The following is a 12,778-nucleotide window of genomic DNA, read 5'->3' as shown; positions in this document are numbered from 1 at the left end:
AAATGAGATAAATGCGGTAGGGAGATGCAGAACTCGAGGCGAAGGGGGAGAAAAGGCCGACAGTTAGGACTTTCGCACGTCACGAAAGAGGCGATCAAACTCCTTCTTGACGACGTCATAGCACTCGCAAACGTGTTCCTGCAGCCCCACGCGGTTGAGGACGGTAATATGTCCTCGACGGTAGCGGATGATTTCGGCGTGTTGCAACTTGCCGGCAGCCTCGGTAATACCCTCACGGCGCACGCCCAGCATACTGGCGATGAGTTCCTGAGTCATGACCAGTTCCTGGGAGTTCAATCGATCGAGCGTCAGCAGCAACCAGCGGCACAACTGCTGTTCGATCGTGTGATGTCGATTGCATACCGCGGTCTGGGAAATCTGTGTAATGAGCGCCTGGGTATAGCGCAACAATACGCGCTGCAGCGGGCCTCCCTGATTGAACTCCTGCAGCAGGAGAGTGCCCTTCAGGCGGTAACAGTAGCCCGCCGTCTGAACCGTTGCCCAGGTAGGCGTGTTCTCGCCGCCCATGAACAACGAAATGCCCAGCATACCCTCATTCCCTACGCCAGCAACTTCTGACGATGAACCATTTTCCAGAATATAGTGCAGAGAAATAATGGCCGACGTAGGAAAATAGACGTGGGAGAGGCGTCCACCGGATTCGCACAGCACATCGCCAAGTGGCATATGAATCAGTTCCAGATGGGATTTCAGACGTTCAAGTTCAGCCGGGGGCAGAGCGGCTAGAAGGTGGTTTTGGTTGAACTGTGGCGGGGGACTTTGCATCCGCTAGTAGAAGAGAGAAAGTCTCATGAAATCGGGCGTGGCCTGGGTATGCTAAAAGAAATGCGAATGCATTAAAAGGATTTCACCGGCGAATTTCACAGGTTTGCGGCTGCAAGATACCCGTTCAGACCTATGATAGCATTTCTTTCCAGGAGATCCCGATGCGCGCGGCGAGGTTTGAGTATTCCATTTTACCGGTGGCCACATTGTGCGCTAGCGTACATACTACGGATGAGTTATCCGTTTATCATTTTCCTGCTTGAAAAAATGCCTGCATTGAGGGCTGTGATCTGCCTCGAAAGGACGTTTGCATCGTTCAAGCCGGTTTCTTTATACATCAGCCCGATATCCAGAGAGAATTGCAAGAGGACTTGGGATTGGAAATCGTAACGATGTCCCTGTGAAATCCCCGTGATAATTGATGCGGCCATCCCAGCGAGGTAACAGGCCCTGTGAAGACACCCGATAGAGAAGGTGTCAGGCAATACTTCCAGAATCGCTCTTTCGCTCTTCTTTTAACCATGCGGGTTCCGGAAAGCGCTGCCAGTTCCAGCAGGTCTGGGGCATGAACTTCCGGTACCCAAAGAACAGGACGGGAGCAGAATGTCATGTGGCGCAGCCCTTCTATCTGAAGGGCAGGCGATTTTAATTTCGCTGCTGACCGGACACAGCCTGGAGAATATCCCAATTGAACGCTAAAGGCACCCCTGTTTCTGAACTTTTGAGTTTGGTTACCACGCGGTTTCGCAATATCGGAAAGCCGCGTATTCCACTGAGCGAAGAACTTCCCCTGCGGTCCGAGCTGTTCGGTGCGGATCAGATGGAGCTTTACGGTGGCATACTTGCGGCGTCACACGAGTTATCGTCGGCGCGCGGCACCGATCAGTTACTGGCCAGGCTGGATGAGAATGAGGCAACGCTATTCAATATCTGCCGTGTGCTGACCGAGGCAGTCATGGCGGATAAGCTGCTCACTCCTGCAGGGGAGTGGCTCTACGACAACTTTTACCTCATTGAGGATCAGATTCGCACCGCCAAGCGTCACCTTCCCAAAAGCTATAGCCGCGAATTACCCCTCCTTGCCAAGGGAACATCCGCCAATCTCCCCCGTGTATACGATATAGCATTGCAAGCCATATCGCACGGGGACGGGAGAGTGCATACAGAGAGCCTCAGACGCTTCGTAACCGCGTACCAGTCGGTTGTCAATCTGCAACTGGGTGAACTATGGGCGATACCGATCATGCTGCGGCTATCGCTGATCGAAAATCTCCGGCGCGTCGGCGTGCATGTGGCAGCGGGTCGAACAGACCGCAATCTCGCTGATACCTGGGCAGATGAAATCATCCGGGTGGCGGCAAAAGACCCGAAAAGTCTTGTTCTCGTCATTGCAGATATGGCGCGATCGAACCCCCCCATGACAACCCCGTTCATTTCGGAACTGGTGCGCCGATTGCAGGGGCAGGGACCAGCCCTGGCGTTTCCGTTGACCTGGATCGAGCAGCGACTGGCCGAATCAAACCAGACGATCGACCAGCTGGTGCAATTGGGAAACCAGCAGCAGGCTGCCGATCAGGTTTCCATCTCGAACAGTATCAACAGCTTGCGGACGCTGGGCGCCATAGACTGGCGCGAATTCGTTGAAACCACCAGCGTTGTGGAACAGACCCTCCGGGAAGATCCAAGCGGAATCTATGCGGAGATGGATTTCGCCAGCCGCGACCACTACCGGCATGCGGTGGAGCGATTGGCCAAGGCAAGCCCTCTTTCGGAAGTTGACGTGGCCCGGACAGCACTTCGCCTGGCGCGTGAGGCAGCGACAAGTACCGTCGAGGAGAACGCTAGAGAGCATGTCGGATTTTATCTGACGGACGATGGTCTCGCTGATCTTGAGGAAGCGATAAAGGTCCACTGGTCGCTGCGTGAGCAATTCTGGCGTGCAACGCGTAAATACCCGCTGTTCTGGTATCTCGGCAGCATCGTATTAATTACGCTGGGTTTGGTGGGTGCCCTGCTAGTCGAAGCGCATGATGAGGGTGCAAGTGGATGGCTGCTAGGTCTGGTTGGCGTACTCACGCTGTTCGCGATGAGTCAACTGGCTGTCGCCCTGGTCAACTGGGCGAGCCCCCTGCTGGTGAAACCTCATCTGCTGCCACGAATGGATTTCTCCAATGGCATTCCCTCCGTATTTCAAACGCTGGTCGTGGTCCCGACCATGTTGTCGCGAGAATCGGAAGTCGCGGCCCTGGTGGAGGCGCTTGAAGTCCGGTTCTTGGCAAATCAGGACGAGAATGTCTATTTCGGTTTGCTCACCGATTTCATGGATGCGAATCAGGAAACGCTTCCCGAAGATGACTCCTTATTGAGAATCGCCCGCACGGGCATCGAGGATCTCAACCGGAAGTATGGGAGCCATATTGCAGGTGACATGATCAGTGGTACGAATGGCGCTCCGGAAGCGGCAGTGCAGAACCAGGAAACGCGGTTTTTTCTGTTCCATCGTCCTCGCCGTTGGAATCCGCAGGAAGGGGTGTGGATGGGTCATGAGCGCAAGCGCGGAAAACTGGCGGACTTGAATACGCTCCTGCGTGGCGGAGGGAGGGAGGCGTTTTCCCTCGTCGTAGGCAATACCGCCATGCTCTCCAATATCAAGTACGTTATCACCCTCGATACCGATACCCAATTACCGCGCGAAATTGCCCGTCAGTTTGTCGGAGCAATGGCGCATCCCTTGAATCGGCCTCGCCTGGAGATGACCAGCAGCAATGCTGTAGTAACCGAAGGCTATGGCATTCTGCAGCCCCGTGTCGCAGTGACGTTATCGAGCACAAACCGGTCCCGGTATGCATGGCTTTTCGGGGGTGAAGCAGGCATCGATCCATATACCCGGGTTGTTTCGGACGTATATCAGGATCTATTCTACGAAGGCTCCTTCGTCGGAAAGGGGATTTACGAGGTTGATGCGTTCGAACAATCAGTCTGCCGACGTTTTCCCGAGAACAGGATTTTAAGCCATGATCTCTTGGAAGGCTGTTATGCGCGTGCCGGCCTGTTGAGCGATGTACAGTTGTATGAGCAATTTCCATCGCGTTACAGCGCAGACGTAAGCCGTCGTCACCGGTGGATACGGGGAGATTGGCAGCTCGCGAGCTGGTTGCTGAGGCGTGTTCCCGGGCTTGGCGGAAGTTATCAGTCAAACCCGCTGTCCATCCTGTCGAGATGGAAGCTCATGGATAACCTCCGGCGCAGTCTTGTGCCGGTAGCCCTGCTGTTGCTTCTGTTGGTGGGCTGGCTGGCACTGGACAACCCATGGTTCTGGACACTGGTTGTAATCGGCTCGATCATTATCCCGAGCGCCATTACCATGACCTCCGACCTGCTGAAAAGACAATCCGAAGTCCCTCTGCGCTCTCATATCGTCACTTCGATACGCACTGCAGGGCGGCATTTTGCACAAAATCTGTTTGCGCTGGTCTGTCTTCCGTACGAGGCTTATTTCAGCCTCGATGCGATAGTGCGCACCCATGTGCGGCTTCTCATCACACACCGGCGACTTCTTGAGTGGACACCTTCCCATCTTGTGGAGCGTGAACATGATCCAACGAGCAGGTGGAGCGGTCTCGGCACTTCCTTCAGGTCGATGTGGATAGCGCCAGCGACTGCGGTTGCAGCAGGCACCGGAATGATAGCAGTTGCTCCTTTGGCACTGCTTCCGGCCTTGCCCATATTACTTTTGTGGACAGCAGCGCCATTTATTGCGTGGTGGGCAAGCCAGCCTCTTCCGCCCCGTAGTACAGAGTTAAGTAAAGAGCAAATACACTTTTTACGTCGGACTTCGCGACGCACGTGGTATTTCTTCGAAACTTTCGTCGGTCCTGAGGATAACTGGCTGCCGCCTGATAATTTTCAGGAGCACCCGGTGCCGACCGTTGCCCACAGGACGTCGCCGACCAACATGGGATTGGCGCTGCTCGCGAATGTGACCGCCTATGACTTCGGCTACATCGGCCCGTTGCAACTCATCGAGAGGACCGGAAACGCGCTCGGCTCGATGGAAACCCTGGAACGACACGCCGGCCATTTTTACAATTGGTACGATACACAGACAAAGGCTCCGCTGACGCGTTACGTGTCGAGTGTGGACAGCGGCAATCTCGCAGGGCATCTGTTGACACTGCGGGCCGCTTTGATGGCAATAGCGGATATGCCGATCGTTCACGAGCAGTTATTTCCGGCTCTTGCCGATACCCTGCAGATTCTTGAGGGCACTCCTGGTTCCGAGGCTGCCAGTGCTCCTTTATCCCGGTTCGGAAAGGCGCTGGCGCTCGCAAGGGAAAGTTCCCCGCATACTTCTTTCAGACTGCATGCCGAACTGGATCGACTGGCTGCACTTTCCAGGGAAATCGTGCATGAGATCGAGAAAGCACGCCGTGCTTCAACCGGGCAGGAAGCGCATGAATGGGCAACGGCGTTAAATCGGCAATGTGAGCGCGCTCTTGCTGAACTTGGCAGCCTCATACCGTCTGCCGCACTGGAGGACCGCGATGCGCCCGCGGAGATCCCCTCCTTGCGACAACTTGCAAACCAGGGTGGGAAGGCAGCGCATGAACATCTGGCTGTTCTCGAACGCCTGGTCTTTCAGGCGGGAGAAATGGCGAAAATGGAGTATGGCTTTCTGTTCAACCCTGCGCAGCGGCAGCTTGCGATCGGGTACAACGTGGGTGAGCAGCGACGGGACGCCAGCTACTATGACCTGCTGGCCTCAGAGGCGCGGTTTACCAATTTTGTCGCGATTGCACAGGGTGAGCTGCCGCAGGAAAGCTGGTTTGCGCTGGGGCGGATGCTTACAGCTCACAATGGGGAAACCGCTCTGCTCTCCTGGAGCGGCTCGATGTTCGAATACCTCATGCCGCTACTGGTAATGCCCACCTTTGAAAATACGCTTCTTGACCAGACCTGCAAGGCCGCTGTCAACAGGCAGATTGCCTATGGGCGGGAGCGGGGGGTGCCCTGGGGCATTTCGGAATCCGGCTACAATGCTGTAGACGTTCAGTTCAACTATCAGTATCGGGCGTTCGGTGTGCCCGGCCTGGGCATCAAACGCGGTCTGGGAGAAGACCTGGTCATTGCACCTTATGCATCCGCTCTGGCATTGATGGTTGCGCCGGAAGCCGCCTGCCGTAATCTGGAGGAGCTGGCCGCCCTGGATATGATGGGAAAATTCGGCTTTTACGAAGCGCTGGATTATACGCCCTCGCGACTTCGCCGGGGCGAGACGTCCGCGATCGTGCGCTCATTCATGGCTCATCATCAGGGAATGAGTTTTCTTTCGCTCGCATACCTGCTGCTTGACCGGCCCATGCAGCGGCGATTCGATTCCGAACCCATATTCCAGGCAACCATGCTCCTGCTGCAGGAGAGAATTCCCAAGGCTACTGTCATACGTTCCCCCATCGCCGAGCTCCCCGATGTTCGGGTTATCAAGGAACTTCCGGAAATGCCGATCCGGCTGCTTTCAACCGCCAACACGCCGATTCCGGAGGTGCAGCTTCTCTCCAATGGCCGGTATCATGTCATGGTGACCAACAGCGGAGCGGGAAGCAGCCGCTGGAAGGATCTGGCCATTACGCGCTGGCGGGAAGATGGAACCTGCGACTACTGGGGGAGCTTCTGTTATTTGCGCGACGTTGCGAGTGGCGAGTTCTGGTCGAATACCTATCAGCCCGTGCTGAAAGAGCCAAAGCGTTACGGAGTGGTTTTTTCTGAAGGACGGGTCGAGTTCCGCCGGCGAGATCTGGATTTCGATACCCACACCGAGATTACCGTGTCGCCCGAGGATGATATCGAACTGCGGCGGATTCGTATCACCAATCGCGCGTGGACGCGGCGGGAAATCGAGGTCACGTCTTATGCTGAGGTCGTGCTGGCGCCCGCGATGGCCGATGCTCAGGCGCCCGCCTTCGGCAATCTCTTCGTGCAAACGGAAATATTGGCGGACCGGCACGCCATTTTATGCAGCAGGCGTCCTCGTTCCCAAAGCGACCCGGTGCCATGGATGTTCCACTTGATGACGGTGGATGGGGCCACTCCTGAAGCGGTTTCCTACGAGACTGATCGCATGGCATTCATTGGGCGGGGAAACGATGTGTCTGCGCCGGTGGCAATGATGGAAGCGGGACTGCTGTCCGGCAGTTCGGGTTCAGTGCTCGACCCGGTCGTTGCCATCCGCAAGCGGATGATGCTCGAGCCGGGGGAGTCGGCGATCGTAGATATTGTCACGGGCGCGGGGGATTCACGTCACGCTGTCATGCATCTGGTAGAAAAATACCAGGACCAGCATCTGAAAAATCGCGTTTTCGATCTCGCCTGGACTCATAGCCTCGTTGTCCTGCGTCAACTCAATGCAACTGAAGCCGATGCACAGCTGTTTGGACGCATGGCGGGTTCCATCCTGTATGCAAGTCCTTATCTGCGGGCTGACGAGGCACTGCTGAGCAAGAACTGGCAGGGGCAATCGGGTTTATGGGGTTATGCCATTTCCGGCGACTTGCCTATTGTGTTGCTGCAGATCAACGATATGGCAAATATTGACTTGGTACGCCAACTGGTGCAGGCGCATGCCTACTGGCGGGTGAAAGGGATGGCGGTCGACCTGGTCATCTGGAACGAGGATCATTCAAGTTACCGCCAGCAACTGCATGATCACATCATGGGGCTTCTGGCTGGCAGTGCGGAAGCCCATGTGCTCGATCGGCCAGGCGGTATTTTCATCCGCCGTGGGGAGCAGATTGCTCCGGAAGACCGGATCCTGATGCAGGCGGTGGCGCGAGTGATTATTTTCGATACGAATGGGAAACTGGTCGAACAGTTGACGAACCGCCTTCCGGCCGACCTTCCGCTGCGGCCGCACCCCCTGAAACCGGTGCAGCGCTCCAATGCCGAAGAAACCGGAGCATTGCCGCAGCGGAATCTGTTGTTTGATAATGGTTTTGGGGGTTTTGCTTCCGACGCGCGCGAATACGTCATCGCTGTCGGCCAGGATCGGAGAACACCGGTTCCCTGGTCAAATATTCTGGCGAATTCACAATTCGGTACGGTTATCTCCGAAAGCGGAAACGTTTATACCTGGTGTGAGAATGCCCATGAATACCGGCTGACTCCATGGCATAACGACCCGGTCTGCGATTCCAGTGGAGAGGCCTACTATCTGCGAGACGAAGAAAGTGGGGATTTCTGGTCGCCTGCTCCTCTTCCCAGTCCTGGAGCCGCTTCCTACGTTACCCGCCACGGATTCGGCTACAGCGTATTCGAGCATGCAGGAAAGGGTGTTTTTTCCGAACTGTGGGTTTATGTTGCTCGTGACGTTCCAGTCAAGTTCGTTGTATTGCGGATTCGCAATGATTCCGGACGGCACCGGAGACTTTCCGCAACAGGGTACGTGGAGTGGGTGCTGGGGGACCTTCCCGAGAAGACGAGAATGCATGTGGTCACGGAGATCGATCCCGCAAGCGGAGTGCTGCTTGCGCGCAACCCCTACAATAACGAGTTTTCAAGCCGGGTGGCATTTTTCGACGTCGATGACAGAACACAAAGTGTGACTGGCGACCGGACGGAATTTATCGGCCGCAATGGACGAATGCGAAATCCCGCGGGTATGGCTGCTCAGGATCTTTCGGGCCGGGTAGGAGCAGGACTGGACCCCTGCGGCGCTATCCGTGTTCCTTTTGATTTGCCTGCAGGCGCGACCCGAGAGGTTGTTTTTCGCCTGGGCGCGGGGCTTCACCGTGAAGATGCGCTGGAAACCGTCCAAAGAATGCGCGGACTACAGGTGGCACATGATGAACTTGAAAAGGTGCGCCGCTACTGGGATCGAACGCTCGGAGGCGTGCAGGTGGAAACCTCCGATCCATCCGTCAACGTGATGGTCAATGGCTGGCTGTTGTATCAGGTAATTGCCTGCCGTCTGTGGGGGCGCAGCGGATACTACCAATCCGGAGGCGCTTTCGGATTCCGCGATCAATTGCAGGATGTGATGGCGCTGGTTCACGTCGAACCCGCTCTGGTACGCGAGCACTTGTTGCGAGCTGCGGCCCGCCAGTTTATCGAAGGGGATGTTCAGCACTGGTGGCATCCTCCGGTGGGGCGCGGTATCAGGAGCCGCTGCTCGGACGATTATCTCTGGCTGCCCCTGGTCGCTTGTCACTATGTCGTGGCGACCGGAGATACCGGAGTACTGAACGAGACAGTGTCCTTTCTCGAAGGCCGGCCTGTCGCTTCAGATGAGGAATCATACTACGATCTGCCTGCTCACTCCGCGCAGGTGTCCAGTTTGTATGACCATTGTGTCCGTGCAATCGTGCATGGATTGCGGTTTGGGGAACATGGTCTTCCTTTGATGGGTACGGGTGACTGGAACGATGGGATGAATCTCGTCGGTTTCCATGGCCGGGGTGAAAGCATCTGGCTCGGATTTTTCCTGTATGACATTCTCATTCAATTTTCCAGTCTCGCTGCCGGGCACGGTGACACGGCCTTTGCCGAACGATGCAAGAAGGAAGCAGACAAGCTGGGCAAGAATATCGAACAGCATGGCTGGGATGGAAAGTGGTATCTCCGTGCCTATTTCGACGATGGTTCTCCACTGGGTTCTTCCAGCAATACCGAATGCCGTATCGACTCGATCGCACAGAGCTGGTCGGTTCTGTCTCGCGGGGGCTCCGCCGAGCGTCAGCGGCAGGCGATGCAAGCGGTAGATGAGCAGCTTGTCCGGCGGGATGCTCGCCTGATTCAGCTTCTCGATCCTCCTTTCGATCACTCTGATCTCGATCCGGGCTATATCAAGGGCTACGTGCCGGGCGTTCGGGAGAACGGGGGGCAATATACGCACGCTGCGATATGGGCAACAATGGCCTTTGCAGTGCTGCGGGATCATAAGCGGGCATGGGAACTGCTTTCCATGATCAATCCAGTAAACCACGGGCGGTCTTCACAGGCTGTATCGGTCTACAAGACCGAGCCCTATGTCGTCTCAGCCGATGTTTATGCGGTGCCTCCCCATACGGGCCGGGGGGGGTGGTCGTGGTACACAGGTTCCGCCGGCTGGTTGTACCGCCTGATGCTGGAAACACTGTTGGGTTTTACAAGGGAAGGGACGAAACTTCATTTTAACCCCTGCCTGCCGGAAGACTGGGCCAGTTTCACGGTGAAATATCGCTATGGAGAAACCATCTATCCGATCATTGTTAATCAGGCAGCCATCGATCCGGATAAGGAGGTCATTATCGCCGATGGGGTCGAGCAGCAAGAACTGACTCTCAGCCTTGTCGATGACAGGGGCCCCCACCATGTAGAAGTGCGGGTGAGCCGCTCTCGCGATACGCTCAAACAATGAGTCCGGAGCAGTTGAATACGTACTATTTACGTACTATTGATCTGCCCAGAAAATACTATGCATCTCGTCATTCCGGGCCTGATTCGGAATCCTGCCAAACCGAATCCAGCCAAACCAATAATGGCGTGCTTTGAACTGAATACCGGCTTCCGCCGGTATGACGTTTGTACTGTTTGGTCGCCGAATTAATATTGTCGCTTTAAATTGTCGCTTTAAGCTACGCTTTGCTCCTCGTATAGATGATCAGGTGATAAGCCGGCTTGAGCGAGGGGGAGTTTCTTTCACAGAAGCGCCAATCTTGCTCAAGTCCAGGTTATAGGGAATGACCAGGAGTGTGGGCGGAACGAGATGGAAGCCGACAAGGGGGCTCGTCAGGGGTAGAAGGTGTAAATATGCGCGGGGAAACCCTGGCAGCCGGAGTAGGGAGCGCTTTCGTTGGCGTGCCTCGTCTTGCTGCCGGATGCGTTCCAGGCATGGGGGAGTGGATAAACCCGCTCGTCAGGGCGTGGGTATAGCGCTGGAGCAGATAACGTAGAGGGCTTCCCAACTCAAACTCGCTTCTCAGGCTCGCGGCACTGAGACGATAGGCGTAGCCCGCGGTTGCCACCAGAGCCTGAGTCGGTGCGATCTTTCTCCCCATCAGCATGGAAATACCGAATACTCCCTCCTTGCCGATAGCGGCAATTTTTACTGTTTCTCCTTTATCGGAAACAGTAAGCAGGGAGATGACGCTGCTGGTGGGGAAATACACCAGGTCCAGTTCGCCCCCGTTTTCATAGACCGACCAGCCCTGTGAGAGGGCGACAAGTTCAAGGGAAGGTTGCAAACGCTCATAATCCTGTTGGGGGAGAGCCGCTAACAAAAGATTTTGCCTCTGAGAAAGCTTTTGCGTGGGAGTAAGAATATGTGACATGTGTTCCTCACTTTCGCCGGTCCGATAAAAAATTTTCCTTTATTCTTTGGAAGAGATTACCCCTCAATTTGCACAGGCGTATGTGCGGTGTCAGACAGACATCTGCTTTGAAAAAAGAAAAAATCAGTTATGCTCGTGCACGAGATAAGGAATGTTGATTTGAATTTGATTTACTCTATTCATAGCTCATAGGAGGTTGTAATGGTTAGAACCGGCAGGGGAAGCAAAGAAAAACTCATCAAAGATTTCCGTTCGGTTATTGCTGATACAGAAGAATTAATGAAGCTCGTAAGCAACGAGGGGGAAGGAAAGGCGCAAATGGTGCGGGACAAGCTTAACCAGAACCTGAGTGTAGCCAAGGAATATTTACGTAATTTTGAGGATGTGGTGGTGGATAAATCCAGAGTCGCCGCACGTGCTACTGATGAATATGTACATGAGAATGCTTGGCAGACGGTCGGGCTGGCGATTGCGGTGGGTATTCTGGTCGGGTATTTGATAAGCCCGCGCGATTAGCCCGGGGCTGTGGTGGAGAAGCGGGGCAAGGAAAAGGATCGATGATATTCGCAAGGAGAAGCCGTCCTGAAAACTTTCCCGCTATCTGCCGGCGACATTAGGTGCTCCCTTAAAAAAACGATCTCTGAGCCAAGGAGGACTGACTGACAATGAAAATATCAACAACAGTTGTCGCGCTTGTCGTGTTGCTGTCTGGCGGAAGCGCCAGTGCTGCCTCCCCTTTCAGCAGTCTTATCGTATTCGGGGACAGCCTGTCCGATGCGGGAGACAATCCTTCCGCCGTCAACAGTCTTTACAAAGAGCTCGGCGGTAATTGCGATCCTTTGCATCTCTGCCCGCCATTCGGACCGTATGATGACGGTCGCTTCTCCAACGGGCCCGTCGCCTCGGAGTATCTGGCGAAAAACCTCTTTCCCGCCGGAGTAAATACGACTAATTTTCAGGGCTATGCCGTCGCCGGTTCGACGTCGGGTAACCATAACATCGGTAATGATGCTGATCCAACAGGCCTATTGAACCTGCCGGGCATGCAGCAGGAGATGAATCTCTACCTGAGTAATGCAGGCGGAGCAGCAGATCCAAATGCCTTGTACTTCGTGTGGGGCGGGAGCAATGATTATCTTATCCACGACTCTCCCGTTCAGGCTGCTCGAAACATAGGGAGTTACGTGAATGTGCTTGCAGCGGCGGGAGCGCGGAATTTTCTTGTGCCAAACCTGCCTGATCTCGGTCTTACCCCTTCCGCCAGGATGGATGGCGAAGTGTCGCTGGCGCACGACTATTCCGTGGTGTTCAATACGGAATTGGCGAACCAGCTCGGAAGTCGCGACGGAACTTTTCCAGGGGTAAACATCCACCGCTTCGACACCTTCGCGTTATTGAATGATGTCGTGCAGAATCCAATCAATTATGGACTCACTGATGTGACCAATCCGTGTTTCACTCTACTGGGGATTACATGCGACAATCCCGAGGTGCGTCTCTTCTGGGATGATTTTCATCCCACCACTAATGCCCATGCCATTCTGGGTGCAGCTTTCGCCGCTGCAGTGCCGGAACCAGCAGCGATCTTTATGTTCATGCTTGGCCTGCTGGTGCTGGCCTTCACAGCAAGCAGGAGACAAAAAACCATGCCAGCGCGGCGGCAGGTACAAGTGCAAGTGTCGAAGTGA

Annotated in this window: 5 protein-coding genes; 3 read left to right on the top strand and 2 right to left on the bottom strand. The window is 55.1% G+C overall.

Annotated elements, in window-relative coordinates; all coding sequences use genetic code 11:
* Window positions 1-63 precede the first annotated feature (63 nt).
* On the bottom strand, window positions 64-786 hold the full coding sequence (locus AC52W5_RS01455) for a Crp/Fnr family transcriptional regulator (protein WP_495669693.1): 723 nt from the start codon (window positions 784-786) through the stop codon (window positions 64-66).
* A 688-nt stretch (window positions 787-1,474) separates the two neighbouring features.
* Here AC52W5_RS01455 and AC52W5_RS01450 point away from each other — a divergent pair.
* Window positions 1,475-10,177 (top strand): glycoside hydrolase family 94 protein, encoded by an 8,703-nt coding sequence (locus AC52W5_RS01450; protein ID WP_495669692.1) that lies wholly within the window; start codon window positions 1,475-1,477, stop codon window positions 10,175-10,177.
* 313 nt (window positions 10,178-10,490) lie between these two features.
* On the opposite strand, the gene AC52W5_RS01445 is transcribed toward AC52W5_RS01450, so the two are convergent.
* A complete protein-coding gene (locus AC52W5_RS01445) occupies window positions 10,491-11,003 on the bottom strand; it encodes a cyclic nucleotide-binding domain-containing protein (protein ID WP_495669691.1) in 513 nt (170 codons plus the stop codon).
* Between the two features lie 288 nt (window positions 11,004-11,291).
* Between AC52W5_RS01445 and AC52W5_RS01440 the strand changes: the two genes are divergently transcribed.
* Window positions 11,292-11,606 (top strand): ElaB/YgaM/YqjD family protein, encoded by a 315-nt coding sequence (locus tag AC52W5_RS01440; RefSeq protein ID WP_495669690.1) that lies wholly within the window; start codon window positions 11,292-11,294, stop codon window positions 11,604-11,606.
* Between the two features lie 149 nt (window positions 11,607-11,755).
* Window positions 11,756-12,778: an SGNH/GDSL hydrolase family protein gene (locus AC52W5_RS01435; protein ID WP_495669689.1), complete on the top strand. Its 1,023-nt coding sequence runs from the start codon at window positions 11,756-11,758 to the stop codon at window positions 12,776-12,778.

It is taken from the genome of Nitrosospira sp. CT, from assembly GCF_059489795.1.
This window is presented reverse-complemented; position numbering and strand designations above follow the sequence as displayed.